25 protein-coding genes are annotated in these 25,786 nt (G+C 65.0%); 14 read left to right on the top strand and 11 right to left on the bottom strand.

Going from position 1 to position 25,786, the window contains the following annotated elements; all coding sequences use genetic code 11:
- Nucleotides 1–8: 8 nt before the first annotated feature.
- From M3P36_RS12090 to dapA, 5 genes are all read right to left on the bottom strand, one after another.
- The gene (locus M3P36_RS12090) at nucleotides 9–1,508 is read right to left on the bottom strand and encodes a DUF4139 domain-containing protein (RefSeq protein ID WP_249703838.1); all 1,500 of its coding nucleotides are present in this window, start codon (nucleotides 1,506–1,508) and stop codon (nucleotides 9–11) included.
- 101 nt (nucleotides 1,509–1,609) lie between these two features.
- Nucleotides 1,610–4,030: a response regulator gene (locus M3P36_RS12085; RefSeq protein WP_249703989.1), complete on the bottom strand. Its 2,421-nt coding sequence runs from the start codon at nucleotides 4,028–4,030 to the stop codon at nucleotides 1,610–1,612.
- 79 nt (nucleotides 4,031–4,109) lie between these two features.
- Nucleotides 4,110–4,667: a DUF2062 domain-containing protein gene (locus M3P36_RS12080; RefSeq protein ID WP_249703836.1), complete on the bottom strand. Its 558-nt coding sequence runs from the start codon at nucleotides 4,665–4,667 to the stop codon at nucleotides 4,110–4,112.
- A 124-nt stretch (nucleotides 4,668–4,791) separates the two neighbouring features.
- Nucleotides 4,792–5,286, bottom strand: a complete 495-nt coding sequence (gene smpB / locus M3P36_RS12075) for an SsrA-binding protein SmpB (RefSeq protein WP_249703834.1) — start codon at nucleotides 5,284–5,286, stop codon at nucleotides 4,792–4,794.
- A gap of 97 nt (nucleotides 5,287–5,383) precedes the next feature.
- Complete coding sequence (gene dapA / locus M3P36_RS12070; protein WP_249703832.1) at nucleotides 5,384–6,265, bottom strand: 4-hydroxy-tetrahydrodipicolinate synthase; 882 nt, start codon at nucleotides 6,263–6,265, stop codon at nucleotides 5,384–5,386.
- A gap of 47 nt (nucleotides 6,266–6,312) precedes the next feature.
- Between dapA and M3P36_RS12065 the strand changes: the two genes are divergently transcribed.
- The 4 genes from M3P36_RS12065 to M3P36_RS12050 are packed head-to-tail and all read left to right on the top strand — an operon-like array spanning nucleotide 6,313 to nucleotide 9,180.
- Nucleotides 6,313–8,298 carry a lytic transglycosylase domain-containing protein gene (locus M3P36_RS12065; RefSeq protein ID WP_249703830.1) on the top strand — a complete coding sequence of 662 codons (1,986 nt, stop codon included), beginning with the start codon at nucleotides 6,313–6,315 and terminating at the stop codon, nucleotides 8,296–8,298.
- A 5-nt stretch (nucleotides 8,299–8,303) separates the two neighbouring features.
- Nucleotides 8,304–8,798, top strand: coding sequence for a GreA/GreB family elongation factor (locus M3P36_RS12060; protein WP_249703829.1), 495 nt, complete (start codon nucleotides 8,304–8,306; stop codon nucleotides 8,796–8,798).
- Nucleotides 8,798–8,977, top strand: a complete 180-nt coding sequence (locus M3P36_RS12055) for a DUF4169 family protein (RefSeq protein ID WP_249703827.1) — start codon at nucleotides 8,798–8,800, stop codon at nucleotides 8,975–8,977. Before M3P36_RS12060 ends, M3P36_RS12055 begins: the two co-directional genes overlap by 1 nt.
- Nucleotides 8,977–9,180: a hypothetical protein gene (locus M3P36_RS12050; RefSeq protein WP_249703824.1), complete on the top strand. Its 204-nt coding sequence runs from the start codon at nucleotides 8,977–8,979 to the stop codon at nucleotides 9,178–9,180. Before M3P36_RS12055 ends, M3P36_RS12050 begins: the two co-directional genes overlap by 1 nt.
- 24 nt (nucleotides 9,181–9,204) lie before the next feature.
- On the opposite strand, the gene M3P36_RS12045 is transcribed toward M3P36_RS12050, so the two are convergent.
- Both M3P36_RS12045 and M3P36_RS12040 read right to left on the bottom strand, forming a co-directional pair.
- A complete protein-coding gene (locus tag M3P36_RS12045; protein ID WP_249703822.1) occupies nucleotides 9,205–10,959 on the bottom strand; it encodes a flotillin family protein in 1,755 nt (584 codons plus the stop codon).
- A 37-nt stretch (nucleotides 10,960–10,996) separates the two neighbouring features.
- Nucleotides 10,997–11,635, bottom strand: a complete 639-nt coding sequence (locus M3P36_RS12040) for a YqiJ family protein (RefSeq protein ID WP_249703821.1) — start codon at nucleotides 11,633–11,635, stop codon at nucleotides 10,997–10,999.
- A gap of 151 nt (nucleotides 11,636–11,786) precedes the next feature.
- Between M3P36_RS12040 and M3P36_RS12035 the strand changes: the two genes are divergently transcribed.
- Nucleotides 11,787–12,275: an invasion associated locus B family protein gene (locus M3P36_RS12035; protein ID WP_249703820.1), complete on the top strand. Its 489-nt coding sequence runs from the start codon at nucleotides 11,787–11,789 to the stop codon at nucleotides 12,273–12,275.
- 68 nt (nucleotides 12,276–12,343) lie between these two features.
- Here M3P36_RS12035 and M3P36_RS12030 read toward each other — a convergent pair whose 3' ends face one another.
- Nucleotides 12,344–13,003 carry an outer membrane protein gene (locus M3P36_RS12030; RefSeq protein ID WP_249703819.1) on the bottom strand — a complete coding sequence of 220 codons (660 nt, stop codon included), beginning with the start codon at nucleotides 13,001–13,003 and terminating at the stop codon, nucleotides 12,344–12,346.
- Between the two features lie 236 nt (nucleotides 13,004–13,239).
- Between M3P36_RS12030 and rlmN the strand changes: the two genes are divergently transcribed.
- Nucleotides 13,240–14,499, top strand: a complete 1,260-nt coding sequence (gene rlmN / locus M3P36_RS12025; protein ID WP_249703818.1) for a dual-specificity RNA methyltransferase RlmN — start codon at nucleotides 13,240–13,242, stop codon at nucleotides 14,497–14,499.
- Nucleotides 14,500–14,557: 58 nt separating this feature from the next.
- On the opposite strand, the gene M3P36_RS12020 is transcribed toward rlmN, so the two are convergent.
- Nucleotides 14,558–15,400: a PhzF family phenazine biosynthesis protein gene (locus M3P36_RS12020; protein WP_249703817.1), complete on the bottom strand. Its 843-nt coding sequence runs from the start codon at nucleotides 15,398–15,400 to the stop codon at nucleotides 14,558–14,560.
- A 41-nt stretch (nucleotides 15,401–15,441) separates the two neighbouring features.
- Here M3P36_RS12020 and M3P36_RS12015 point away from each other — a divergent pair, with 41 nt between their 5' ends.
- The 4 genes from M3P36_RS12015 to M3P36_RS12000 all read left to right on the top strand — a co-directional run bounded on the left by M3P36_RS12015 (nucleotide 15,442) and on the right by M3P36_RS12000 (nucleotide 18,606).
- Nucleotides 15,442–16,035, top strand: a complete 594-nt coding sequence (locus M3P36_RS12015; RefSeq protein WP_249703816.1) for a class I SAM-dependent methyltransferase — start codon at nucleotides 15,442–15,444, stop codon at nucleotides 16,033–16,035.
- The gene (locus tag M3P36_RS12010) at nucleotides 16,032–16,679 is read left to right on the top strand and encodes an MOSC domain-containing protein (RefSeq protein ID WP_249703815.1); all 648 of its coding nucleotides are present in this window, start codon (nucleotides 16,032–16,034) and stop codon (nucleotides 16,677–16,679) included. Before M3P36_RS12015 ends, M3P36_RS12010 begins: the two co-directional genes overlap by 4 nt.
- Nucleotides 16,680–16,822: 143 nt before the next feature.
- Complete coding sequence (locus M3P36_RS12005; RefSeq protein WP_249703814.1) at nucleotides 16,823–17,245, top strand: glycine zipper 2TM domain-containing protein; 423 nt, start codon at nucleotides 16,823–16,825, stop codon at nucleotides 17,243–17,245.
- Nucleotides 17,246–17,403: 158 nt separating this feature from the next.
- On the top strand, nucleotides 17,404–18,606 hold the full coding sequence (locus M3P36_RS12000) for an amidohydrolase family protein (protein WP_249703813.1): 1,203 nt from the start codon (nucleotides 17,404–17,406) through the stop codon (nucleotides 18,604–18,606).
- Here M3P36_RS12000 and M3P36_RS11995 read toward each other — a convergent pair.
- Nucleotides 18,603–19,823, bottom strand: a complete 1,221-nt coding sequence (locus tag M3P36_RS11995; protein WP_249703812.1) for an MFS transporter — start codon at nucleotides 19,821–19,823, stop codon at nucleotides 18,603–18,605. The genes M3P36_RS12000 and M3P36_RS11995 overlap by 4 nt on opposite strands.
- Before the next feature lie 326 nt (nucleotides 19,824–20,149).
- On the opposite strand from M3P36_RS11995, the gene M3P36_RS11990 reads away from it, so the two are divergent.
- The 3 genes from M3P36_RS11990 (at nucleotide 20,150) to M3P36_RS11980 (ending at nucleotide 23,567) form a co-directional block, all read left to right on the top strand.
- Complete coding sequence (locus tag M3P36_RS11990; RefSeq protein ID WP_249703987.1) at nucleotides 20,150–22,210, top strand: NAD(+) synthase; 2,061 nt, start codon at nucleotides 20,150–20,152, stop codon at nucleotides 22,208–22,210.
- An 80-nt stretch (nucleotides 22,211–22,290) separates the two neighbouring features.
- Complete coding sequence (locus tag M3P36_RS11985) at nucleotides 22,291–22,863, top strand: hypothetical protein (RefSeq protein WP_249703811.1); 573 nt, start codon at nucleotides 22,291–22,293, stop codon at nucleotides 22,861–22,863.
- Nucleotides 22,860–23,567, top strand: coding sequence for a COG3904 family protein (locus M3P36_RS11980; protein WP_249703810.1), 708 nt, complete (start codon nucleotides 22,860–22,862; stop codon nucleotides 23,565–23,567). Before M3P36_RS11985 ends, M3P36_RS11980 begins: the two co-directional genes overlap by 4 nt.
- A 3-nt stretch (nucleotides 23,568–23,570) precedes the next feature.
- Here M3P36_RS11980 and M3P36_RS11975 read toward each other — a convergent pair whose 3' ends face one another.
- Nucleotides 23,571–24,827, bottom strand: a complete 1,257-nt coding sequence (locus M3P36_RS11975) for a PQQ-dependent sugar dehydrogenase (RefSeq protein WP_249703985.1) — start codon at nucleotides 24,825–24,827, stop codon at nucleotides 23,571–23,573.
- A gap of 189 nt (nucleotides 24,828–25,016) precedes the next feature.
- On the opposite strand from M3P36_RS11975, the gene M3P36_RS11970 reads away from it, so the two are divergent.
- Complete coding sequence (locus M3P36_RS11970; RefSeq protein WP_249703809.1) at nucleotides 25,017–25,784, top strand: SDR family oxidoreductase; 768 nt, start codon at nucleotides 25,017–25,019, stop codon at nucleotides 25,782–25,784.
- Nucleotides 25,785–25,786: the final 2 nt, after the last annotated feature.

Raw genomic sequence — 25,786 nt, 5'->3', positions numbered from 1 at the left:
TTCCCCGCTCAGTACTTCGTCTGGTAAGTGACGCGCACCACGCGGGTGCCGTTGGCGGGCACGTTCACGCGATAGAGGCGGCTGCCGACGTTGAGCTGTTGGCCCGCCACATCCTCGGACGTCACCCGAAAATCGCGCGCCCACCAGCCTTGGTCGAGCCCGCCCTGGGTCAGTTCCACTTCGACCGCCTCGGGCTTGGCATTGGTGAAGGTGTAGCGCATCGTGGTCTGGTAATAGTCCACCGCCCGGTCCACCTCGACCTCGCGGGTCACCTCGCCGTTTTCGATCACGCGGTAGCGGGCGCTTCGTTCATATTCGGCGGCAGTAATGCGGTTGCGGCTTTCCACTTCGGCCTGGACGAAGACATCGAAGGCATCGCCGGTGCGCAGCGACAGGACGCTGCCCATGGGCGTATGGCCGATGCCGTTCTCGCCGATGAACTGCGGCGAGCCTGCCGCATCGCGCTGGTAGAACCGCACTGTTCCAGCCGGCAAGGCATCGCCAAGGCCACCATCGCGGCTGGAGGAAAAGCTGATCGCGGCAGAAGCGTTGATCGGGCTGGAATCGCTCGCCAGCCAGCCGATCTGGCGACTGTAGATGCGGCGAGCGGGCACCCCCTGCACATCGAGGAAACTGACCTGCTTGGTCTGGTTGTTGGCGATCATGGTGCGCTCGGCGATGGGATAGAGGTAGAAATCGCCCAGCCGTTCCCGGTCGGCAGTTTCGGTGCCAGGGCTGACCAGGTCACGCCGGGGCGCCTGCCGGGGCTGCGAGCGGCCGCCGCTGACATTGCCCGCGACCAGCAGCGTGTTCGCTGCATGGAACGTGGTGCCGGTGGTGTTGGTCAGCGTGACCCAGCCCTGCATGTCCACGGTTCCGCGCGTCTCGTCGTACAGGGCGACATAGTCCGACGACCAGCCGAGGCCGGGCGTGAGGTAGCGGATCGAGGCCGGGCGCGTGCCGCCACGGCTGCTTTCCAGTGTGACCGACAGCGTGGGCCGTGCCCGCAGGTTGGGCGGCAGGCGGTCAAAGATCACCCGCACGGGCAGGCCATCGTCGCGCAGCACCTCGATATTGCCACCGATGCGGACCACAACGCCGCCATAGGTGGATAGCACCTCGGCACGCTGCATGGTTTCGGCACCGGTGGCGGGATTGGTGCGGATCAAGGTGACTTCCTGCCCCACGGCCTTTTCCATCAGCTTTTGCGGGGTCAGAAGGTCGAAATCGAAGTTCTGTTCGACGATCGAAGTGTTGGCGGCATTGAAGCTCAAGGTTTCGGGCCGGATCATGGCCGATACATCGGGGAAGGTCACGGTAGAGCGGCCGGACCGGATATCGAGCTGGCGCACGTCCTGCACGAGCGACTGGCCGTTGTTGTAGATCGTGACCGACAGGTCGCCCTGGGATGTGCTTTCGGTGGCGGGATCCTGCTGCGCCAGGGCGGCGGCGGAGCCGAGCGCGGTGGCGCCAAGCAGCGAGACAAGAGCCAGGCGGTGCAGTTTCATCGTGTTTCACCCCCTACGATCGAGCATATACGATCGTACAGTTACCGAGGTGACAATGTCACACCCTTGCGCCTGTATCCGCGCTGAACGCCGGGCGGTAACTACCCTGCCCGCGCCTTGCCCGCCAGCACACTCGCCACCTTGTCGGCAATCTGTTGCACGCTGAAGGGCTTGGCCATGAAATGCATCGCCTCGATATCGATCTGGTTGCGCAACTGTTCCTCGGCATAGCCCGACATGAACAGGATCGGCAGGCGCGGTTGCAGCTTGCGGATTTCGCGCGCCATGGCCGGGCCATCCATCGCCGGCATCACCACGTCGCTGACGACAAGGTCGAACTTGCCACCGGCGCGGACCAGTTCAAGCCCCTCGTCCCCGTCGCTGGCGGTCACCACTTCATAGCCTTGCCTGGTCAGGGCACGTTCGGCCACGGCGCGCACCATGTCCTCGTCCTCGACCAGCAGGATACAGCCCCCGCCCGACCAGTCGCGCGCCTCTTCCTCGGCTTCGGCGCGGGCGAGTTCATCCTCGCTGGCATTGTGGACGGGCAGGTAGATGGTGAAGCGCGCTCCGCTGGTATGCCCGTCGGGCGAGCGGGCATTGCTGGCGAAGATGAAGCCACCCGATTGCTTGACGATGCCATAGACGGTGGAGAGGCCAAGGCCCGTGCCCTTGCCCAGCTCCTTGGTGGTGAAGAATGGCTCGAAGATCTTGCCGATCACTTCGGGCGCGATGCCGCCGCCGGTGTCCTCGGCCACCAGCACGGTATAGTCGCCCGCCGGAATGATCTCCGACCCCATGCGCTTGATGTCGGTGGCAGCAACCCGGCGCGTCACGAAAGACAGGGTGCCGGTGGCGCTTTCCCCGCCGCCCTTGGTCTGGATGGCATCGCGCGCATTGACCGCCAGGTTGATAATCACCTGCTCCAGCTGGCGCGGATCAGCCCGCACCGGGCCGAGGTTGCGGTCATGGTGGACCCGCAAGGTGATCTTGGCACCCATCAGACGCTTGAGCAGCTGCGACACTTCGGAAATCACATCGGGCAATTGCAGGGTTTCGGGCTGCAGGGTCTGCTGGCGGCTGAACGCGAGCAACTGCCGCGTCAGGCTGGCAGCGCGGTTGGAGTTGGCCTTGATCTGTTGGATGTCGTCATAGTCGCTGTCGCCCGGCGTGTGGCGCAGCAGCATCAGGTCGCAATAGCCGATGATCGCGGTCAGCACGTTATTGAAATCGTGCGCCACGCCGCCCGCAAGCTGCCCTACCGCCTGCATCTTGGTGGCCTGCGCCACTTGCCGCCGTAGCCGCGTTTCCTCGCTGGTATCGGCGAGGCTGAGCAGCACCGATGCCTCGCCCAGGCCGCGCACCCCGGCCAGCCCGAGCGAGACCGGCTCCTCGGGCTCGCTGCGCAGGCGTATGGCGATGTCACCGCTGTTGGCCACGCCTTGTCCAAACCGGCGAACGGCATCGGACATGGCAGTCTTGTCGCGGGCGATCACCAGGTCGGAAGGATAGGGCGGCAGCGGCCTCCCCTCGATTCCGGCGGCGCGCAGGAAGGCGGGGTTGGCGAACAGGAAATGCCCGTCGCGGTCAGTCATTGCTAGGCCGAGCGGGAGCTTTTCCAGCAGGGCTTCCAGTTGCGGGGTCTGACCCCGTGTCTCGGTCGCCAGGCCACCGAGCCCGATCCCGGCATCGAGCAACAGCATCAGCGCCGGCTCATCGTTTTCGTGAGCATTCGCTGTTGCCGCGTCCTCCGGATCTCCCAGGGGGACGTGGACCAGTGTCTGCGACGTACCTTTCTTACCCTCGCGGGAGAAGTAGATCCGGTCACGGTCGTCCGATTGCAGCAGGCTGGCAAAATCCTGGCCCACCATGCTCGCCACTTCGTCACCACCGGCGCGACGGGCAAATGCGGAATTGACGGCGCGGATGGCACCGTCCGGACCGACCAGCGCGGTGGCAATGCCCGCTGCCCCCAGCATGCGGCCGAACGGCCCGGTTATGTGACGGGTGAGCGCCAGCAATGGCTCACTACGCAGGATCGGACTGAACCGCCAGATCAGGTAATCGTCGGCCCGCCCGGCCCGTTGCGCTTCGGCTGTCCATGCATGGTCCTCGTCAGCGATCGACATGACCTCGCCACTGTTGCCGTCACGCCAGGCGCTGCGGGCTAGCTTTGCGAGTATCTCGGACGATGTGCCATCGACCGGCAGGCGCGGCGGGGCGTGGCCCGATCCGAACCACAGCTCGAAGGCGGCATTGGCGCAGACCAACCGGTTGGCCCGGTCGGTGATGGCGACAGCCTGGCCCGGTTGCTCGATCGCGGCAACCGTAACCGACCAGTCGGGGCCTGCTGCTTCCTGTGGAGCGCCAGGGGCCGCAACAAACCGGGCCGAGGCAAAGGCGATCAGGCCAAGCACGGTCAGGCCACCGGCGAAGGCCAGCGTTACGGTAAGGCTGCCGCTGGCGAACTGGATCAGAGCGATACTGGCAAGGACCGCTGCGGATACCGCCAGCCCGTCCATCAGCCCGGTCGACTGCAGGCCGCGCGAATCCGGCGCTTTCCTCGCGCTCACAAACAAGAATCCCTCAACAGCCGAACCGTCATTCGGCGGGGCTTACCACCTTCCGGCGCGCGGGTCGCCTGGTCCATTTACGTGCCACCACAAAGCGCCACAGGAAGCCCGACACGACATAGCCGATCGAGGCGCTAAGGATGGACAGCACGACGAACCCGAATGCCGTCACTCCCACGCCCTCAAGCATCTGGAACCAGCCGAAATCGGACCACCGCCCGCTCGCCAATTCGGCGTTGGCGGCGCCAGTGGTGATCGAATCGATCTTGAGCACGAAGCTGCCCACCTCGTTGGCCACCCACAGCCAGAACGGCAGGGTGAAGGGGTTGGTCAGGAACGTGACCAGTGCGGCCACCGGCACATTGGCGCGAGTCGGCAGGGCGAGGAAAGCGGCGAGAAATATCTGCCCTACAGGGATGATAAAGCCGGCAAACAGGCCCAGGGCTACCCCGCGCGGCACGGAACGGCGGGTAAATCGCCACAATTCCGACCGGCCAAAGCGGTGCGCAATGGGGGCAAGATACTTGTTGCGCACCATGTCTTCGCGCCGCGGCATGCGCGGCCACCGCGCTCTCAGCCAGGTCATGATGCCGCTTGCTGCCATATTACCGGGTCACATACACCTTTGCGGGCCACTGGAAAGGAGCCGATAACCTACATTCGACGAACAGCAGCTTAACGGCGACGGTCGGACCAACCACTTAGGTTTCCTAGTCTCCTGCGCTCTTGTCACGCATGATCCGCGCCTTGTCGCGCTTCCAGTCCTGTTCCTTCAGGTGCTGGCGTTTGTCGTGCGCCTGACGACCCTTGGCCAGAGCGAGTTCGACTTTGGCCCGACCGCGCCCGTTGAAATAGACCGACAGCGGAACCAGCGTCATGCCCTTGCGCTCCACTGCGCCGAACAGCTTCTGGATCTCGCGCTCGTTGAGCAGCAGCTTGCGCGGGCGCTTGGGTTCGTGATTCAGGCGGTTGCCGTGGCTGTATTCGGGGATATTGGCGTTCACCAGCCACACCTGCCCGTCATTGCGCACCTCGGCGTAGCTTTCGGAAATAGATCCTTCGCCGAACCGCAGGCTCTTCACCTCTGTGCCGGTCAGCGCCAGCCCCGCCTCGAACACGTCCTCGATCGCATAGTCGAACCGCGCGCGGCGATTTTCCGCGACGATCTTCTGCTTGTCGAAAACGGGAGGTTTGGGGCGTGCCATGGTGGCAGCCCATGTAGTGTCTGGCAGGGCAAAAGCAAACACCTCTAGCCGTGGCGTCAATTCCCTTTGCCCGGCCGGATGCCATTGTCGCCCGGTGTCACACTAGGCCCAGTCCCTCCAGCGCAGCATCGACCGCCGCCTTGGCGGCATCGGAGCATTCGACAAGCGGCAGGCGTACTTCCGGGCTAAACCAGTCGTGCAACCGGCTCAGGCCATATTTGGCCGGGGCCGGACTGGCATCTGCGAACATCGCCTTGTGCAAGGGATAGAGCGCTTCGTTCAATTCGCGCGCCAGTGCGTAATTGCCCGCCAGCGCAGCATCGTGGAACTCGGCGCACAACTTGGGCGCGACATTGGCGGTCACCGATATGCAGCCGCGCTGGCCAAGCACATAGCCTGCCAGCGCCAGTGGATCGTCACCGCTAATCTGGTTGAAATGGGGACCCGCGCCGATCCGGTGGGTAACCACCCGCGACAGGTCGCCGCTGGCGTCCTTGATCGACACGATCTTGTCCGGAAAGCGGCGATGCAGTTCGATAACCGTATCGGGCAGCAGGTCAGTCACCGTGCGGCCAGGCACATTATACAGCATGATCGGCAGTTCGCTGCGTTCTGCCAGGTAGCTGTAATGCGCCAGCAGCCCGGCCTGGCTTGGCCGGTTATAGTAAGGCGCCACCAGCAGCACGGCATCGGCCCCTGCAACCTGCGCTTCCTTGATGTGCCACAGTGCGGTCTGGGTGTCGTTACTGCCCGCGCCGGCGATCACCGGAATGCGGCCCGCAGCCTGCTCAGCACAGGCTGCGATAATCTTGTGATGCTCATCATTGTCGATCGTGGCGCTTTCGCCGGTAGTCCCGCAGGGTACGAGGCCGGACGAGCCGTTGTCGATCTGCCAATCGACGAACCGACGGAATGCTTCCTCGTCGAACGCCCCGTCGCGGAAGGGCGTCGCCAGAGCCGGAATCGAGCCAGAAAACATTCTTATTCCTCTTGCAATGTCCCGCCAAACACGGGATTCTCGAAGCCATGACCACACGACCTTCGCGTTCAGCGCCTGATAATGATGCGCCCGCCACTATGTCCAGCATGGTTCGTGCTGCACTCATCGCTTTCGCTGTTGTCCTCCCCCTCCCCGTTGCCGCGCAGGAGGCGGGCGGCTGGGACAGCGCGCGCGCCAGCCTGGTGGCCGAAGGGCCTGGGCCGATGGCGCGCGAGATCACCCGCTGGCAACAGTTGTATGACGATCGCAGCGCGCAATTGCCGTTCGATCGCTATGCCAGCTTCCTCCTTGGCAACCCCGGCTTCCCGGACGAGACCGCACTGCGTTCCCGCGCAGAACAGCGGTTGCGGCGCGAATTCGTGCCCAACGAAACCCTGCTGCAGTTTTTCGACCGCTACGAACCGGTGACCAATTTCGCCCGCGCCCACTACACCCTTGCGCTGCAGGGACGCGATCCGCAACGCGCGGCTGCCCTTGCTCTCGAAGCATGGCGCGGCGGCGAGATGAGCGAAGTTGCCGAGGCCACCATCGCCACCACCTTCGGCCACACCTTTACCCTGGACGATCACGACAGGCGGATGGATGCCCTGCTATGGCAGCGCGATGCCGCGGCCGCCGCTCGTCACCTTACCCGCACTTCGGTCGCTCGTCGCCCGGTGTTCGAGGCGCGGCTGCGCATCATCCAGGGCGGTGACGGCGCGACGAGCAATCCTGCCGCGCTGAGCGACCCGGGCTATCTCTACAACCGCAGCCGCGAACTTCGCCAGAAGGGCCGCGCGGCAGAGGCCGTTGCACTGCACACCCGCCGCGCTCCGCTGGCTTCCTTGCCGCTGGATGCCACGGCCTGGGTTGAGGAATTGCTCGCCGTCGCCCGCACGACTGACGCGCGCGGGGCGCAATTGATTGCCACCAGCGTGGATGACGCCTTTGCGCCGGGCGAGGATATCTCGGCGCGCGAATTCAAGTTGCGCGACGACTATACCTCGCTGATGTGGCTGGGCGGCACGCGCGCCTTGTGGGATCGCGGTGATGCCGCCTCAGCCGCGCCGCTGTTCTATCGCTATGGCGCAGCCGCCCGCACGCCGCAGACCCGCTCGAAGGGCTTCTACTGGGCGGCGCTCGCTGCTGCCAGCGCGGGCAACACGGCCGAAGCCAACCGCTATTACGAAATGACTGCGCAATATGCCGACCGCTTCTACGGCCAGCTTGCGCTCGAAGCGCTTGGCCGTCCGCTGCCGGCACTGGCATCCTTCGCGCCGCAGGAGCAGCCGACAGAAGAACAGCGCACGGCCTTTCGCGGCCAGCCCATCACCCGTGCCGTGTCGGAAGTCGCTCGCGACGCTCCGTGGAGCGTCGGCATCCGCTTCTACCGCGCCATCGCCGACCAGGCTACGACAGCGGCGGAGCACGTGCTGGTGGCCGAGCTGGCGCGCGATATCGGCCGCCGCGATCTGGCGGTGAACCTGGCCGAAGCCGCCATGGCCGACGGGCACAACGGCTTCACCATGATCGGCTTTCCCCGGCTGCAAACCCCTCGCGGCACCAACTGGACGATGATCCACGCCGTCGCCCGGCAGGAAAGCCAGTTCGCCGAAAACGCCATCAGCCATGCCGGAGCGCGCGGGCTGATGCAGTTCATGCCTGCTACCGCGCAGGAAGAGTCGCGCCGCGCCAACATGTCCTATTCAGCCAGCCGCCTGATCGATGACCCGACCTACTCGATGCAGCTCGGCTCGAACCATATCGAGCGGCTGCTGCGGACCTACAACGGCTCCTATCCGCTGGCCGTGGCCGCATACAATGCCGGGCCAGGCAACGTGAACCGCTGGCTGCGGGAGAATGGCGACCCGCGCACCGGTGCGATCAGCTGGGTCGAATGGGTCGAGCGGATCGGTTTTGCCGAAACCCGCACCTATGTGCACCGCGTGCTGGAAAACGCCGTGGTCTACGAACACCTCTATCCGTCGGAAGCCGGGGGCCGCAGCCGCCAGATCAGCGACTTCCTGCGCTAAAATCCGTGGCACAGGTTGCGACCAATCCAATCACGCCTGCCGGTCTTGCAGCGCTGAAGGCGCGCTACGACCAGTTGCTCGGTACCGATCGTCCGGCGATCGTCGAGATCGTCAGCTGGGCGGCCGGCAATGGCGACCGGTCGGAGAACGGCGACTATCTTTACGGGCGCAAGCGCATGCGCGAGATCGACCGTGAGCTGGCCCACCTTGCCCGCCGGATGAAGGCCGCCAAGGTGATCGATCCCGCCGCCCAGCCCGACCACACCCGCGTGTGGTTCGGCGCGACGGTGACCATGGTGGATGAAGATGACAATGAGCGGCAGGTAATGCTGGTGGGCGATGACGAGCAGGATGCCTCGGCAGGACGGATCGGCTGGAGTGCGCCCATCGCGCGGGCCTTGCGTGGTGCGACGGTGGGGGACTTGCGCACGGTGCACCTGCCGGGTGGAAGCGCCGAGTGGGAAGTGCTGGCGATTGCCTATCCTGCGGGTGCAGACTGATGGCCGAGATCGTCAACCTGCGCATGGCCCGCAAGGATCGGGCACGAAATGCGAAAGAGCGGGAAGCACAGGCCAACCGCGCCGTCCATGGCGAGAGCAAGGCAACAAAGGCCGCGCGAAAGGCCGACGAGGCCCGCGCCGCCGCCCTGCTCGATGGTGTCAGGCGGGAGCCGGACTGATGCGCGGCACCTCCAGCGGGGCGACTGTCCGCCTCTACCACCTCGACCGGGATGCCGAAGGCGGCGCGCCCGAAACGCTGTTCTATGGCCCGCTAGCCGGTGCCATGCGGATTGCCGCCCAGCAGCCCGAAGAGGTGCAGCAAGGCCTGTTCCTGGCAACCGAAACAGACGTGATGGCCTGGCTGGACCTTTACGAAGCCTAGCGGACGCAGACTAGCTGGGCGCGGCTACTCCGCCTCACCCTCTGTCGCGTCAGGTGTGGGCGCGGGCTTGTCCGCTTTCGCCTTCGACTTGGGCTCTTCATCCGGCTCGGCAGTTTCGGCAGCCATCGGCTGGGCAGCGGTAGCACCGCCTGCGGCCAGCCCGCCCAGAGAGGAGCCATCCAGCCCCAGTTCCTTCATCAGCCCGTCCAGTACCGGCGCCTGGGCGCGATAGGCCAGCGCCGCGCTGACTGCATCGTTGGCAAGATTGCCGGTCGAGGCATTGCCCGATCCGCCGCCCGCGCTCGCCGAACCGCCCGCGCCGCCCGTACGCTGGGTCAGGCCATCGACCTGGACGATCTTGATAGAATCGATCGCCTCCATCGGCTTGGCGCTTTCGCGGATCATTTCGGGCAGGACCTTGAGCAGGGCCATCTTGGTCTGCAGGCTGATCTGGTTGGACGAGAGGATATTGGCCGCCTCGTTGATCGCCCGCTGGCCCGCGGCTTCCACTTCGAATCGGACGCGAGCCGCATCGGCGCGCAGCTTCTCGGCGTCGGCCTCGCCCTGGGCTTCCAACTTGACCGCGGCAGCGCGGTTGGTGGCGGCGTCCTTCTCGGCCTCGGCCTGGACCTTGATGGCGATGGCATCGCGCTCGGCAACCTTGGCTGCCTCGATCAGTTCGATCCGCTTGTCACGCTCGGCGATCTCGGTCTGGCGACTGGTCGAAACCTGTTCCTCCGCCGCCACGGCCAGAGCGCGCGCGGCATCTGCCTCGGCCTTGGCCTGGCTTTCCTCGCGGCTCTTGTTCTGCACCGCGATCTGCTGTTCCTGCCGGGCGATCTCGAGCGCCTGGACCTGGGCAATCCGCGCCTCCTCGACCAGCCGGTCAGCTTCGATCTGCTGCGAATCGACCAGCTTCTTGGCATCGATCTGCGCTACCTGTGCTTCGCGGCTGCGCTCTGCCTGTTCGCGCGCGACTTCGGCTCCCTGCTTGGCGCGGCGCATCTCGACTTCGCGTTCCTGCTCCAGCCGGGCAAATTCCTGGTCACGGCTGATCTCGAAACTGCGCTGGCTGGCTTCGAGGTTCTTGGTCTCGATCTGGACGCGGGTATCCTGCTCGATATCGTTGCGCAGCTTCTTGCGCGCTTCGATCTGCTCGGTCAGCTTGGTCAGGCCCTCGGCGTCGAAAGCGTTGTTGGCATTGAAGTGCTCTATGGAAGTCTGGTCCAGCCCGGTCAGCGAGACCGATTCCAGCTCCAGCCCGTTCATGGCCAGGTCGTTCGACGAAACCTGCTGCACCTTCTGCACGAAATCGGCGCGCTGTTCGTGCAACTCGTTCATGGTCATGCCCGCTGCAACCGAGCGCAGGGCATCGACGAACTTGCCTTCAACCAGATCCTTGAGCAGTTCGGGCTGCATCGTGCGCTGGCCCAGCGTCTGTGCGGCCATGGCGATGGCACTGGCATCGGGGCGGACGCGGACGTAGAATTCGGCCTTCACATCGATCCGCAAGCGGTCGAGCGTAATCAGCGCCTCGCTATCGCGACGCACCACCGGCAGGACGAGCGTGTTCATGTTGACCGGCATGGTCTCGTGGAACACCGGCAGCACCAGCGCGCCGCCGTTCATCACCACTTTCTCGCCGCCCACGCCGGTGCGGACAAAGGCGATTTCCTTGGACGCGCGGCGGTAGAGTTTGGCGAGGAAGATCAGTACGGCAAAGAAGGCGATAACTGCAACGGCAGGAAGGATAATTGTGGATGGCAGCAGGTCGTCCATGGTCGTTCCTCGAAGCAATTAAGTGGCTAAAAACGGTTCAGTCGAGCGGTGAGAGGCGCCGTTCGGCCAGTGGCATGCCGAAGAAAACCGCCCCCTCGCGGCGGACGAGGAGCACTTCCTCGCCCTCGTGGATTTCGCTGCCCGCCTCGTGCGGCTCAACCATCACGTGATGGGTCGTGCCGTGAAAATCGAGCACCCTGGCGCGGGCTGGCGAGCCGCTGGCGGCGCGGCCGATGGTGATCACTGCTCGGCGGCCGACCAGCGTTTCCACATGGACCGCATCGGTTTCGTCCTGCGGCATTATCCTGCCCAGCGGGCGCACCAGCACGGCAGTGGTCGGCAAGGTTGCTCCGGCGGAAAACAGCGCCGCGAGCCAGTTATAGAGCGGCCCGCCTGTCAGGTTCTCGGCGAGTTCCTGGATGCCAAGGCCGATCGCGGCGAACAGGAACAGGAAAACCATCAGCCACACGAGGAACGGCACCCGCCCAATGCCGAGCAGCGTGGTGATGCCACCCATCAGCGAAGTGGAGCCATCGAACGAAGCACCGGCATCGATGTCCGCATCTACGTCGGCGCTGAACAGGTCGCTCACGCCGATGATCTGGATCAGCGACAACAAGAGCATCGCGCCCAGCGCGATGGCAAACGGCAGGTTATGATCAGCCAGCAGATCCATCTTGAACGCGTCTGCGCTTTCCCCCGGGGCCAAGTCTCTCGGTGCCCCTCCGTTCTAACGATGGTGCCATGAAGCTGTTGGCAGAGCCAGAAAAACCGAAATTTGCCGATACGATTTTACGCCGCGTTCTCCATGCGATAACGCGGGGAAGATGCGCCGCCTTGCCCTCCTGCTGCCCCTCGCCCTGATCGCCGCGCCAGCCATGGCCCGCGACAGCCTGGGCGTATTCGGGCAATGGGGGGCATTCAGGGATGTGGACGTACCGCGCTGCTATGCCATCGCGGCGACTGAAGCCTCGGCGTCTGACGGGAGTGCCGCAGCCTCGGCCAGCGTGGGTACATGGCCGCGACTGCAAGTGCGCGGCCAGTTGCACTTTCGCCTGTCGCGCGACCTGCAAGCGGGCACCACGGCCCGCCTGGCGATTGGCGGTCAGCGTTTCGACCTGGCCGGATCAGGCAGGAACGCCTTTGCCGCAGACCGGCAGTCCGACGCACAGATCGTGGCGGCAATGCGCGCCGCCAGTTCCATGCAGGTCAGCGGGCGGGATAGCCAGGGGCGGCTGTTCACCGATCGCTACAGCCTTGATGGCGCGGCTACGGCCATGGATGCTGCGACCGTGGGCTGCGCGCGTAATCCCTGACCCCCTCTAAGAGAACAGGCCGGAGATCGCTCCCCGGCCTGCCCGCTTTTTTTACGCTTTACGGTAAGTTAGAACCGAGCACCGAAGCCTACCATCACCTGGTGACGGTCAAGGTCGACATCGAAGCGGTCGCTTTCGAGGCCGCTCGGCGCTTCGAATTCGCCGCGCTGGTAGTTCGAATAGCGATACTCGACCTTGGCATAGACGTTGTCGTTGAGCATCTGCTCGACACCAGCACCAGCGCGCCACCCGTCAAGCTTGGCCTTGGTGCGGGTGTCGGTGGCATTATCGCTCGCGAGGATGTTGAGGCGGGTGTTGGTATATCCGCCCTTGGCATAGAGCAGCGTGCTTGGTGTCACCGCGAAACCGGCGCGGGCACCGGCATAGAGATCGCGGCCCACTTCGAAGTTGGAAACGCCGAAGGTCGTGAAGGACGTGGTCTCGAACTGGGTCGAAGCATTGGACATCATCCATTCCCCTTCCACGCCGAGTACCAGCCCGCCCATGCCGAAATCGAAGCCGGCGCCGACGCCGTAAGCCACATCGTCGATCGAACGGTTGAAGTCGTCATCGTTGTCGAAATCTTCGCTGCTGCCGGGACGCAGGTGGTCATATCCGACCAGCACTTCCGCCCGGGGGCCGGTGAAGGTGGCGTCCTGCGCCAGGGCCGGTGTAGCCAGCCCCACCACCGAACCGGCGGCCAGGACGAGTGCAAAACCCTTTTTCATTGGTAATCTCCATTCTCTCAATCCCGACGAAATGTTCGTGCCGGGACAGCGGGAATGTGTGGCGGGGCGGGGAGTTTCATGAACCTCACACAACAAGAAACATGTGATTTTTTAGTCACATAGTGATCGATGAACCGAAGCTGCAGTGCGACAAGTTGCGGAACCTTGGTCGATGACCCCCGTTCGCGCACGCGCACTGGCTAAATTGCTCATGGTGCACTATATGCCCGCCAATCATGCCAGACACCCAGCTCATGCCGATCCCGGGCCAGATTGATCCGGTTCCCGTGGCGCGTGACATCACGCCGCGCGCCGATGGCCGCGTGGACCTGATGGGCCTGCCGAAAAAGCGCATCGCCGAACTGCTGGCCGAGGCCGGGCTCGATGCCAAGGCTGCGAAGCTGCGCGCCAAACAGTTGTTCCATTGGCTGTACCATCGCGGCGTGACCGACTTCGAGGCGATGACCGACATTGCCAAGACCATGCGCCCGTGGCTGGAACAGCGCTTTGTCATCGGCCGTCCAGAGATAATCGAGGCGCAGCACAGTACCGACGGCACCCGCAAATGGCTGCTGCGCACGGCCGACGGCCACGATTTCGAGATGGTCTTCATCCCCGATGCCGACCGCGGAACCCTGTGCGTCTCCAGCCAGGTCGGCTGCACGCTCAACTGCCGGTTCTGCCACACCGGGACCATGCGTCTGGTGCGCAACCTCACCCCAGGCGAGATTGTCGGCCAGGTCATGCTGGCGCGCGACGCGCTGGGCGAATGGCCCAAGGGCCGCATGGACTTCATCGTTCCCGACGATGAGGCCGAAGAGGCTTCCGAATATACCTCTGACGGCCGCCTGCTGACCAACATCGTGATGATGGGCATGGGCGAGCCGCTGTATAATTTCGACAACGTGCGCGATGCGCTGCAACTGGTGATGGACGGCGATGGCCTGGCCCTGTCGAAGCGCCGCATTACGCTCTCCACCAGCGGCGTGGTGCCGATGATGGCCCGCTGTGGCGAGGAGATCGGGGTCAACCTGGCCGTCAGCCTCCACGCGGTGACCAAGGACGTGCGCGACGAGATCGTCCCGATCAACCGCAAGTACGGCATCGAGCAATTACTCCAGGCCTGCGCCGACTATCCCGGCGCCAGCAATGCCCGCCGCATCACGTTCGAATACGTGATGCTGAAGGACAAGAACGACAGCGACGAGGATGCGCGCGAACTGGTGCGGCTGCTGCGGCACTATGACCTGCCCGCCAAGGTCAACCTGATCCCGTTCAACCCGTGGCCCGGCGCGACCTATGAATGCTCGACGCCGGAACGGATCAGGCGGTTCTCCAATATCGTGTTCGAGGGCGGCATTTCGGCCCCCGTCCGCACCCCGCGCGGCCGCGATATCGATGCCGCCTGCGGGCAGTTGAAAACCAGCGCCGAAAAGAAAAGCCGCGCCGAGCTTGACCGGCTGGCCGAGGAAAAGCAGGCCGCGCTGGAGGCCTAGGCCCGCACCAGTTCCGTTCGTGTCGAGCGAAGTCGAGACACCGGCGAACGGGGTTGCGCTATAAATTGGGCAGTTCGCCATCCCGCGCCACCATCGCGCATCGCCCGCCGATCCACACCTGCCCGCTTTCGTCCTGCTCGCACATCACCCGGCCATCGGCTCCGGTCGCCTGACCCTGACCCGCCACATAGCTTCCCCGCGCCAATCCGCTGGCGAACAGGTGCATGGCAACGCCGGCGTTGAAGCTGCCGGTCACCGGATCCTCCACCAAGACGCCTTGCTGGTTAGCGAAAAAGGCGCGCAGCTCCCAATCGGCTGCGCTGCCCGGATCACACGGTCCGGCAAGGCCCACATCGGTGCCGATTGGCGCGCGCGCCGCAGGGCTGGCGGCGAGCACTTCGGCGGCAGAGGCCAGGCGCAGCAGCTGCCATTTCGGCCCGTTCGCGACATGCACCGCTTCGACAATCGCCGCCGGATCGACCCCTGCGATGCGCGCCGCTTCGGCTGCCTCGTCCTCGCTCAGCGGGCCATAGCGGGTGAAGGGTGGCGCGGCGAAGGACAGCATGTCGCCTGACAGCCGCACTTCGATCAGACCTGCCTCGCATTGCTGCACGACCACGCCGGACCGGCGAGGCCTGCCCCCTGCCGCTGCCCAGGCAAAGGCTGAACCCAGCGTGGGATGCCCGGCAAAGGGCAGTTCGCCCGCCGGATAGAATATCCGCACCCGGTAATCCGCCGCAGGATCGGTCGGCGGCAAGAGGAAGGTGGTTTCGGAAAAGCCGAGCCACTGGGTCAAGCGCAACATCTGCGGGGTGTCCAGTTCCTCGCCACCCCCCACTACAGCCAGCGGATTGCCGCTGAGCGGGCCGGTACCGAAAACGTCAACCAGATCGAGCTTCATGAATCATCGCCTTTTCCATCCCGCTATCCTAGTCTGGCCCGATGGACCCGGCGACCCGCGATTTCTACCAGCAGCACGCCCGTAAATGGGCGGAGGCATTCCCTTACCCGCACTCGAAGTTTCTCGACCCCTTTTGTGCCCGCCTCGACCCGGGTGCCCACATCCTCGAACTGGGGTGCGGCGACGGACGCGATGCGGCGCGGATGGAGGCGCACGGCTTTGTCGTCGATGCTACCGACGGAACCGCCAGCATGGCCGAGCTGGCAGCGGAGAAGCTCGGTCGCCCCGCCCGGCAGATGGAATTCGGCCAGCTTGATGCCGAGGCTGGCTACGACGCGGTCTGGGCCCACGCTTCGCTCCACCACCAGCCCATCGAGGGGTTGGCCCACGTGCTGGCGCGGATATTCCGGGCGCTTAGGCCGGGCGGATGGTTCTTCGCCAACTACAAACTGGGCCAGGGCGACGCCCGCGATGCGCTGGGTCGGCTATACAATTTCCCGCCACGCGATGACCTGATGGCGCTCTACGCCGCGCACGACTGGTCGCTCGTAGAGGTACTGGACTATCGCGACAGCGGTATGGACAAGGTCATGCGCGACTGGATTGCCATTACCGTGCAGAAAGGCCCCGCATGACCACAGTTCTCGCCATCTGCGCCGCACAGTCGGTCCCGTTCCGCGGAACGGAACAGAGCGCCATCGCCAAACAGGCGCTCACTGGCAAGGTTGCGATTACCGGCTCGGGCATTGCGGGCGATATGCAGGCCGACCGCCACCATCACGGAGGGCCGGACATGGCGGTGCACCACTACCCACTCGATCATCACTACTTCTGGCGCGACAAGCTGGAGGACGAGATCCTACTGCAGGAACCCGGCAGCTTCGGCAGCAACCTCGCCACCAGGGGCCTGACAGAAGATCAAGTCCTGCTCGGCGACCGCTTTCACCTGGGTACGGCGCTGCTCGAAGCCTGCCAGCCGCGCCAGCCGTGCTGGAAGATCGAACACCGCTTCGGCGCCAAGGGCATGGTCAAGACCATCATGCGCACGGGCCGCTGCGGCTGGTTCTACCGCGTGCTCGAACCGGGCGAGGCGCAGGCGGGCGACGAACTGGCTCTGATCGAACGCGGCCTGCCTGGCTGGCCGATGGCGCGGGTATTCGAAGCAATCTGGGGAACATCGACCCCGCCCGATGCCGAGCTGCTGCGTGAAGTGACTACGCTTGCCCCGCTGGCGGACAAGCTCCGCGGGCAGTTGCTGGAAAAGCTCGGGCCCCGCTAAGCGATTTTCTTCGCCTCATCGCTGCTGGAAAACATTTCGTCCCACATTACCGATCCCAACGAGCCGTTCATCTGGCGTTGGGGATCGATGAATGAATGTGCCGATTATCCACTCATAGCAAGACGCAACAAGAGGTAGGTATCATGCGCAAGAGCATCCTGGTTTTCGCCGCCGCCATGCTGGCCATTCCCGCCGCACCGGCCGCCGCCGATCCGCCCCGCTGGGCTCCTGCCCACGGCTATCGCGACAACGACCGGAATTATGATCGCGGCGACGACCGCCGCGACAGTCGGCGTTACGAAAGCCGCCGCTATGATGATCGCGGCCGCTATGTCGAACCACGCCGTGTCAGCCGCAACGACCGAGTGTGGCAGGGCAATGACGGCCGCTACTACTGCCAGCGTGATAACGGCACCACGGGCCTGATCATCGGTGCCGCCGGTGGCGCACTGGTGGGCCGCACGATCGACACCCGCGGCGACCGCACCGTCGGCACGCTGCTCGGCGCTGCCCTTGGCGGTGTCCTGGGCCGCGAGATCGACCGTGGCGGGGCGCGCTGCCGCTAAACCTTCCGGTTCCCGCTCCCCTTCACGGGAACCACAATGATGCCGTCCTTCCCCATCGGAAGGGCGGCATTGTCATGACAGTGGACCTTGGGAGGCATGGTAATTGCCGAATTCCTGCGCTACGGACAAAGTCAAATAGCTATCCTGCGGAGCGCCCGATGATCGAAACCGCGCTGGTTTCCTGTGATGACCACCTCGACCTCAACATGTTGCCGGCAAATGTGTGGACCAGCCGCATGGCCTCGTCGTGGGGCGACCGTGTCCCGCAGGTGGTGGAACAGGACAAGGGGCCCGCCCTGTGGATGGCCGACGGGCAGAGCTGGGGCTTCTGGTCCGGCCGCCCGATGGGCTTTTCCGGCCCCAAGCCGATCCACACCGCATATGATCGCGGCGGGATCGAGGATGTGACTGAACTGCGCGCGGGCAACCCTCAGTTGCGGCTGGCCGACATGGACCGCGACAGCGTCTGGGCCCATGTGGTGTTCGGCCCCGTCACCTCGATCCGGACGACCGACGAGGCCTTCATGCAGGCCTGCTACGCCGCTTACAACGACTGGCTGTATGAGGATTTCTGCTCCGCCGCGCCCGACCGGCTTATCGGCGTGGCCATGCTGCCGCCGCATCCCGAATATGCCCTGGCTGAATTGCAGCGGCTGGCGATGCTGGGCAAGTGCCGCCAGGCCAACCTGCAGATCGCCGTCTGTGAACCCCGGCTGGAAGACAAGCGGTGGGAACCCTTGTGGAGCCTGCTGGAAGAAAGCGGCATCGTGCTATCCTTCCACGTCACCGTGTTCCCCGGCGTGTCCAAGGCGTTCGACAAGTACAAAGGCTCGCCCGGTGCGACCTTCCTTCACGCCAAGATGTTCATCGAACAGTTCCTCGATCCCTTCGTGGACCTGTTCGCCTGGGGCATTCTTGAACGGCACCCTGGGCTGAAGCTGGTGATCGCCGAATGCGGCGCGGGCTGGGTTCCGTGGGTGGTTGAGGAGCTCGACTACCGCCACTTCCGGCTGCACGAATGCGCCGACTACTGGGATGACAAAGGCGGCATCCCGCACAAGATGCGCCCAAGCGAACTATTCAAGCGGCAGATCTACGGCACGTTCCAGCAAAGCCCCACTACCATGGCACTGACTGGTTTCTGGGGGCCGGAAAACCTCCTGTGGGCGAGCGACTATCCACACCCCGATTCCATCTGGCCCGATTCAGTGGCCAAGATCGCCGAACACATGGGTCACATGCCGGTAGAGCAGGTGCGCGGCATTACCGGTGGCAATGCGGCCAAGCTCTATGGCCTCGACCTGTCCAATGCGACGGTGAAGGCGCGGCTGCCGATCGGCGGGGATCGCGCAGCGGCCTAGCCCTGCTGCGGCGCCTCGTGCGCCGGCATCCTGAGGACAAGGCCGATAAGCGGCAGCACCACCATCGCCGCGCCCGATGCCAGCAGTGCCGTGGTGATGCCCTGTGCATCGGCAAAGTGGCCCCAGGCCCAGCTGCCCACCGCGATGCCGCCGAAGGTCACGCTGCTGACCAGCGAGGCAACCCTGCCCGCCAGTGCCTGCGGTGCCCACAACTGGCCCGAAACGGCAAAGCCTGACAGCGCCTGAACCCAGCCCGAACCCGCCAGCACCAGCAGCAGCATGATCGCAGGCAGGCTGGGCACCAGCGCCACCAGCAAGCAGCCGAGGCCATAGATCACGCCCGAAGCACGAATGATCGCTTCTGCCGAATAGCGCGCGCGGAACCATGTAGCGCTGGCGGCACCGATCACTGCGCCCACGCCCAGTCCCGCCAGCAACAAGCCATAGACGAACGACCCCTTACCCAGCACCTCGCTGGCGAACAGAGGCATGACCGCCCAGGCTGCGGCACCGGTGGTGGTAAAGGTGAACCCGCGCAGCATGATCGTGCGTATCTCGCGCGAGGAGAAGGCATGGCGCAGCCCTTCGGCCATGACGCTGCCCACCTTGCCCTTGTTGCGCGGGGGTTCGACGGGGAAGCTCCAGCGCCACAGCAGCGCGATTACCAGCAGATAGGCCACCGCATTGACCGCAAAGGCCGCACTCGCCCCGCCCAGCGAGGTGACCGCCCCGCCCAGCGCCGGTCCGAAACTGCGCGCCACATTGAAACCCAGGATGTTGAGCGCGACCGCCGCCGCCAGTTGGGTACGCGGGACCACGAAATTGACCGAGGACGCCACGGCCGGGATCATGCAGGCAACGCCGCAGGCAAGCAGCGCCGTCAGCGTGATCGTCACCGCCGGCCCCGCCATGTCGAGCCCGACCATAACGGCAAGTAGCAGCGATACCGCAAGCATCCCGCCGAGGGCGGTCAACAGCAGCTTCTTGCGATCGACCATGTCCGACCATGCCCCGGCGGGCAGGCCCAGCAGCATGATCGGCAGGTTGTAGGCGGTCTGCACCAGCGCCACCACGTCGGCCGGCTGGCCCTGTTCGGTGAGGTGCCACGAAGCCCCGACCGACTGGATGGTGTTACCCACATTCGCCAGCAGGCTGCTCGCCACCAGCACGGCAAAGGCCCGGTGACGCAGCGGCGCAAAGGTGGTGGTGTTCAGCATCCCAGGCGAGGTGTGGCGCGAGACTGGGCAGCGGGCAAGCGCGATGACGGCTTGATCGAAGTATCCTTTGGGGATACCAGACGCCGATGCATAAAGCGGGACAACTCATTCGGGCATGGCGCGAAGCGCAGCAACCGCCTCTGTCGGCGGACGAATTCGGCGCGCTCTATGGCCAGCCCGATCCCTGGCCAAGCCGCACGGTCTATGGCTGGGAGGTAAAGGGCAAGGTGCCGCGCGCTCCGGTCCAGCGCCGCCTTGCCCAACTTGGCATCTGCCAGCCCGGCGATTGGCTGGAACCGCCCCTCCCCTCCACGGATTCACCCACAATGACCACCGACAGTTTCGATTTTCACGCGCTCCACAGCCACGGTTTCGTGCGCGTGGCCACCAGCACGCCGGCAGTGCGGACCGCCGATATCGCCTTCAACCGCGATGCCATCCTCGCCGAAGCGCGGCGGGCGCACGAATGCCATGTGGACCTGCTGGTCTATCCCGAACTGTGCCTGTCGTCCTACATGCTGGATGACCTGGTAATGCAGACCGCCTTCCTGACCCGGGTAGAGGAGGCTTTGGCCGAGGTGGTCGAGGCCAGCTTTGACCTCACCCCCGTGCTGGTGATCGGCGCACCGCTGATGGCGCAGGGCCAGCTTTACAACTGCGCTGCGGTGATCGCGGCGGGCAAGCTTGTCGGCGTGGTGCCCAAGAGCTTCCTGCCCAACTACCGCGAATTCTACGAGAAGCGCTGGTACGCTCACGGCCGCAACGTGAAGGGCGCGACCATTCGCGTGGGCAAGCTGGAAGCGCCGTTCGGCACCGACCTGATCTTCGCCAGCGAGGCGATCGAGCATTTCCGCCTGCATGTGGAGATCTGCGAGGACATGTGGGCCCCGCTGCCCCCTTCCGTCGAAGGCGCACTGGCGGGTGCCACGGTCTGCGCCAACCTGTCTGCCTCCAACATCGTGATCGGCAAGTCCGACGAACGTCACCTCCTCGCCCGCAGCCATTCTGCCCGCACCAGCTGTGCCTATGCCTATTCCGCCGCGGGGCACGGCGAAAGTACGACCGACCATGCGTGGGACGGACAGGGCTTCATCTATGAACTGGGCGGCTTGCTGGCCGAAAGCGAGCGCTTCGCACTGCACCCGGAACTGGCGATTGCCGACGTTGACCTGCAATCGATCCACGGCGACCGGGTGCGTAACAAGACTTTCGACGACGCGATCGAGGCGGCTGGCCGCCCGGCCGACCACTGGCGGTTCGTCCCCATGGCGCACAGCCCCGCACGCGGCGACATCGGCCTCCACCGCGCCATCGCCCGCTTCCCCTTCGTGCCCGCCCGCGAACACAAGCTGGACGAGGACTGCTTCGAGGCGTTCAACATCCAGGTCGATGGCCTGATGCGGCGGATCGAAGCGACGGGCACGAAATCGCTCGTCATCGGTATCTCGGGCGGGCTCGACTCCACCCATGCGCTGATCGTGGCAGCCAAATGCTGCGACCGGCTGGGCCTGCCGCGCGATACGATCCGCGGCTATACCATGCCCGGCTTCGGCACGACCGACCACACCAAGGGAAATGCCTGGAAGCTGATGGAAGCCTTCGGCATCCACGCGCAGGAAATCGACATCCGCCCCGCCGCCACCAAGATGTTGCAGGATATCGGCCATGCCTTTGCCGACGGGCATCCGGTCTATGACCTGACTTTCGAGAACGTCCAGGCGGGCTTGCGCACCGATTACCTCTTCCGGCTGGCCGGACAGAACAACGGGTTCGTTGTCGGCACGGGCGACTTGTCCGAGCTGGCGCTGGGCTGGTGCACCTATGGCGTGGGCGACCATATGAGCCACTATGCGGTCAATTCCGGCGTGCCAAAGACCCTGATCCAGCACCTCATCCGCTGGGCCATCCGGTCCGAACAGTTCAGCCACGATACCGACGCGGTGCTCCAGGCGATCCTCGATACCGAGATCAGCCCCGAACTGGTCCCGGTGGGCGAAGATGGCGAAGTGCAGAGCACGGAAAGCAAGGTGGGGCCTTACGAGCTAAATGACTTCTTCCTCCACCACATCATGCGCTGGGGCCTACCGCCGTCCAAAGTTGCCTTCCTCGCGCTCCACGCCTGGCGCGATCTCGAAGCGGGCGAGTGGCCACCGTTCTTCCCCGAAAGCCAGCGCAACCAGTATGACCTTGCCACCATCCGCAAGTGGCTGGAGGCGTTCCTTGTGCGCTTCTTCCAGACCAGCCAGTACAAGCGCAGCGCCATCCCCAACGGCCCAAAGGTATCGAGCGGCGGCGCGCTGTCACCGCGCGGCGACTGGCGCGCGCCGAGCGACGCTGTGGCCGAGGTCTGGCTGGAGGAACTGCGCCGCAACGTGCCTGTTGATTGACGCTTGGGTCTGGCATGGAGTAATTCTGCAAACCTGCCCGCCGCGCCGATGCGGGCCAACCGAAAGCCGGTTTTATGCAGATGACCCTCCCGCTCGCCGGATCGCTTGTCGCATCCCTTGCCCTGTTGGCAACCTCGCTGCCCGCCCAGGCGCAGCTTGGCGGGCTGCTGCGCGGCCGCAACGCGGTGCAGGCGGCCACGGTTGAAGGCTGCGCCAGCGGCAGTTCGAGCAACGTGGGATCGCGCATTGTCGGCAACCTGCTGGGCGGTGCGGCGCGTGACGCGGCCAGCCGTGCGGGCGTCTCCTCCTTCGTTCCGATGGCGGAGTTTTCCGACCAGCTTTCCACCGCCATCGCCTGCAAGCTAGATCCCGAGGAGCAGCAGCAGGCAGCCGATGCCACCTTGGAAGCAACCCGCGGCACGGGCGAGGACGGCCTTGGCGCCCCTGTGATCGGCACGTCGTCCAGCTGGCAATCGAACACCCGCAGCGATGTTTCGGGCACGTCCACCGTGGTTGGCGCGGCCGATGGATCGGCCGATGGGCTCGAATGCATCACCGTATCCGACGTGATCATCGTATCGGGCGAGGAGACCCGCGCCGACAAGCGCATGTGCCGTCGCCCCGGATCGGCGCGCTATTCGATCGCCGTATGATGCGGGCCTTCCGCATTTTTGCCCTGCCCGCTGTTGCGGCTTTGCTGCTGGGTGCCGGGCCGATGGATGCCGACAATCCGAGCTGCCCCGCCCAGCCCGACTGGGGGCCGACCACGGCGATGAGCCTGACAACGCGCGATGTGGGCGATTACCGCGTATTGGTGGCCGATGGCATGATCGACGCGACCCTGCCTGCCCGCCTGCGCGCCGCGATCGAGGCCGACGAAATGGTCGGCGAAGTGTGGCTGCGCTCGCGCGGGGGCGATGCCCGCGCAGGTAACGAGGCGGGCCGGATCATCCGCTCCTACACCGGCATGCTGACCCGTATCCCGGCAGGCTGGACCTGCTTTTCGGCTTGCAACTTCATGTTCATGGGCGGCGACCGGCGCGTGGTGGAACCGGACGGCATTTTCATGGTCCACATGTTCACCCACACCAGTGACCGCAGCGTGATCAGCGAAAGCGTGATGGACGGCACCGCGGCCACCACCGAACTGATCGCCGGGATCGAACAATCAAGCGCAATGCTGGCGAGCGAGGACAACGATTTCCTCATCCGCATGGGCATCAGCCGCCTGCTTCTGACCGAAGTAATGTATCGCCAGCAGGCGGTGCAGACCGAGGGCAACGCCAGCACCCGGTACTGTCTCAGCCAGGACGAGGTGCGGCGCTACAATGTGATGCCTGATGAGGCGCGCGGCTGAGCCCTAGCCCCCCGGCGCAACCCTCATCACCGCACCGTCGGTCATGTCGGTCAACAGGTAGATCGCGCCATCCGGCCCGGTACGCACATCGCGCCAGCGCTGGCCAAGGTCGCGCAGCATATGCTCGGGCTCGCCCACCGGCGTGCCGGTCTGGTCCGTGTCGTAGCGCAGCAACCCTTGCGTGAAGCTGGCGAGGAACATGTCGCCGTGCCAGGCGGGGAACAGGTCGCCATCGTAGAATGTCAGGTTGCCCGGATTCACCGAGGGCGGCCCGAATGCCAGCACCGGATCGATCTTGCCCGGGCGGTTGCGGATAAACTGCTGCTGTGTGCCATCATAGTGGAAGCCCTGCGTCACGCTCATCCAGCCATAATCGCCGCCGCGCATGATGCGGTTGACTTCGTCCCCGCCACGCGGGCCAAATTCGCTTTCCCAGATCTCGCCGGTCAGGGTGTTGTAGGTTAGCCCCAGCGGGTTGCGGTGGCCGGTGGACCAGACCTCGGGCGCATGGCCCTCGCGGCCCACCCAGGGATTACCGGCCGGCACACTGCCATCGTCGTTCAGCCGCAGGATCTTGCCGAAGTGGCTGGTGGTATCGGCCACCATCTCGCCATAGTTGCGATCACCGCTGGTGATAAACAGGTAGCCATCGGGATCGAACATGATCCGACCTCCGAAGCTGCCGAAGGCCGGCCCCTGCCCGCAGCACCGCTCGGCCGGGGTCTGGGCGCCATACCATGGCGAGGCGACGAAAATCTCCTCCCAGTCGGTAACGCTGTCACCGCCGTCCCACCGCGCGCGCGCCACGACCAGCGCCTGTTCGGCCGAATTGGCCGGGTTGTTCGCGGAATAGGCGAAATAGACCAGCCCGTTAGTGGCGAAATCCGGGTGCAGGGCAATGTCGGTCAGACCGGCGATGCCGAGGTTGAAGATCGTCGGCAGACCGGAAATCGGCGTAGGATCGAGCACGCCGTTGCGGATGATGCGCAGGCGGCCGGGGCGCTCGGTAACCAGCATGTCGCCATCTGGCGTGAAGGCCAGGCTCCAGGGATGGTCGAGCCCGCGGGCGATCACTTCGACATGCATTGGACCAGCGCTGGTGTGATAGTCCCATGGCCCGGCGGGCAGAGGCGGCGGACCCGCCGGCCGTGCCGGCGGAGCGGCAGCCGGTGCGTCCTGCGCCAGCGCGGAACTTGCGGGCAATGCCCCTGCAACCAAAGCCAGTGCCGCGCTTGCGGCCAACGCCCCCAAAAACCTCATCAATTGTCCTTTCCCGTGACCGGCCCCGCTTGCCTGCAAGGCCACCCCTTTTGCCGTATCCTATTGCCGCGCGGGCCGGTGCACAATGACTCTGTCCGGAATTTCCGGACGTTTTTCTAGCAGGCCAGCGATCGGATTGTCCGCGACGGCTTTGGCTTGGCGCCCGAATGAGGTTACTACCCGATCCTGATGGTCACCCAGCCTGCCTTGAAGTCCGTCCTGGTCACCGGAGCCGCACGGCGCATCGGCGCCGAAATCGCCCGTCGTTACGGTGCGGCAGGCTGGCACGTGGTGATCCACTGCCACCGCTCTGTGGACGAGGCCCGCGCGCTTGCCGCATCGTTGCCCTCGGCAGAGGTGGTGCAGTGCGACCTGGCCGATGCTTCCGCCGCCAAGGATCTGGTGGAAGGTCTCGCCGCTCGGCTGGAAGACTGGCGGGTGATGGTCGCCAATGCCTCGCTGTTCGAGGAAGACGCCGCCAACGCGCTCGACCCGGCAGTAGCTTCGCGCGCCTGGCAGGTCAACGCGCTGGTTCCGGCGGCCATGGCCCAGGCCTTTTTCGCCCGCGCCCGTTTGCACGGAGGTCGGCGGGTGATCCAGTTGACCGACCAGAAGCTGGCCAACCCCAACCCCGATTTCTTCAGCTACACGATGAGCAAGTTCGCCGTCGATGCTGCGGCGCAGATGCTGGCCATGTCCTGCGCCGCGACTGACCGGGTCTATCGCCTCGCCCCCGGCGCGATCCTGCCGAGCCACGACCAGACCCCGGCAGAGGCCGAACAATCCCACCGCCTCAACCTGCTGGGCCGCCGCACTGCCGCAGCAGAAGTGGCCGATGCCGCGCTGTTCCTGGCCACGGCCCCGCTCGCCAGCGGCCAGGCGCTGTTCGTCGATTCCGGCCAACACCTGCTGTCACAGCCGCGCGATGTGCTGTATCTGGCGCGGGAGGAGAAGTGACC

The organism is Altererythrobacter sp. KTW20L, assembly GCF_023501975.1.
GTDB lineage: Bacteria > Pseudomonadota > Alphaproteobacteria > Sphingomonadales > Sphingomonadaceae > Alteraurantiacibacter.
Note: the sequence above shows the minus strand (reverse complement) of the source record. Positions and strands in the feature narration are given on the sequence as shown.

Excerpts from the sequence above, each read along its gene's own strand:
- M3P36_RS12090 (WP_249703838.1), bottom strand. The coding sequence starts at position 1,508 with ATGAAACTGCACCGCCTGGCTCTTGTCTCGCTGCTTGGCGCCACCGCG.
- M3P36_RS12085 (WP_249703989.1), bottom strand. The coding sequence starts at position 4,030 with ATGGACGGGCTGGCGGTATCCGCAGCGGTCCTTGCCAGTATCGCTCTG.
- M3P36_RS12080 (WP_249703836.1), bottom strand. The coding sequence starts at position 4,667 with ATGACCTGGCTGAGAGCGCGGTGGCCGCGCATGCCGCGGCGCGAAGAC.
- smpB (WP_249703834.1), bottom strand. The coding sequence starts at position 5,286 with ATGGCACGCCCCAAACCTCCCGTTTTCGACAAGCAGAAGATCGTCGCG.
- dapA (WP_249703832.1), bottom strand. The coding sequence starts at position 6,265 with ATGTTTTCTGGCTCGATTCCGGCTCTGGCGACGCCCTTCCGCGACGGG.
- M3P36_RS12065 (WP_249703830.1), top strand. The coding sequence starts at position 6,313 with ATGACCACACGACCTTCGCGTTCAGCGCCTGATAATGATGCGCCCGCC.
- M3P36_RS12055 (WP_249703827.1), top strand. The coding sequence starts at position 8,798 with ATGGCCGAGATCGTCAACCTGCGCATGGCCCGCAAGGATCGGGCACGA.
- M3P36_RS12050 (WP_249703824.1), top strand. The coding sequence starts at position 8,977 with ATGCGCGGCACCTCCAGCGGGGCGACTGTCCGCCTCTACCACCTCGAC.
- M3P36_RS12045 (WP_249703822.1), bottom strand. The coding sequence starts at position 10,959 with ATGGACGACCTGCTGCCATCCACAATTATCCTTCCTGCCGTTGCAGTT.
- M3P36_RS12040 (WP_249703821.1), bottom strand. The coding sequence starts at position 11,635 with ATGGATCTGCTGGCTGATCATAACCTGCCGTTTGCCATCGCGCTGGGC.
- M3P36_RS12035 (WP_249703820.1), top strand. The coding sequence starts at position 11,787 with ATGCGCCGCCTTGCCCTCCTGCTGCCCCTCGCCCTGATCGCCGCGCCA.
- M3P36_RS12030 (WP_249703819.1), bottom strand. The coding sequence starts at position 13,003 with ATGAAAAAGGGTTTTGCACTCGTCCTGGCCGCCGGTTCGGTGGTGGGG.
- rlmN (WP_249703818.1), top strand. The coding sequence starts at position 13,240 with ATGCCAGACACCCAGCTCATGCCGATCCCGGGCCAGATTGATCCGGTT.
- M3P36_RS12020 (WP_249703817.1), bottom strand. The coding sequence starts at position 15,400 with ATGAAGCTCGATCTGGTTGACGTTTTCGGTACCGGCCCGCTCAGCGGC.
- M3P36_RS12015 (WP_249703816.1), top strand. The coding sequence starts at position 15,442 with ATGGACCCGGCGACCCGCGATTTCTACCAGCAGCACGCCCGTAAATGG.
- M3P36_RS12010 (WP_249703815.1), top strand. The coding sequence starts at position 16,032 with ATGACCACAGTTCTCGCCATCTGCGCCGCACAGTCGGTCCCGTTCCGC.
- M3P36_RS12005 (WP_249703814.1), top strand. The coding sequence starts at position 16,823 with ATGCGCAAGAGCATCCTGGTTTTCGCCGCCGCCATGCTGGCCATTCCC.
- M3P36_RS12000 (WP_249703813.1), top strand. The coding sequence starts at position 17,404 with ATGATCGAAACCGCGCTGGTTTCCTGTGATGACCACCTCGACCTCAAC.
- M3P36_RS11995 (WP_249703812.1), bottom strand. The coding sequence starts at position 19,823 with ATGCTGAACACCACCACCTTTGCGCCGCTGCGTCACCGGGCCTTTGCC.
- M3P36_RS11990 (WP_249703987.1), top strand. The coding sequence starts at position 20,150 with ATGACCACCGACAGTTTCGATTTTCACGCGCTCCACAGCCACGGTTTC.
- M3P36_RS11985 (WP_249703811.1), top strand. The coding sequence starts at position 22,291 with ATGACCCTCCCGCTCGCCGGATCGCTTGTCGCATCCCTTGCCCTGTTG.
- M3P36_RS11980 (WP_249703810.1), top strand. The coding sequence starts at position 22,860 with ATGATGCGGGCCTTCCGCATTTTTGCCCTGCCCGCTGTTGCGGCTTTG.
- M3P36_RS11975 (WP_249703985.1), bottom strand. The coding sequence starts at position 24,827 with ATGAGGTTTTTGGGGGCGTTGGCCGCAAGCGCGGCACTGGCTTTGGTT.
- M3P36_RS11970 (WP_249703809.1), top strand. The coding sequence starts at position 25,017 with ATGGTCACCCAGCCTGCCTTGAAGTCCGTCCTGGTCACCGGAGCCGCA.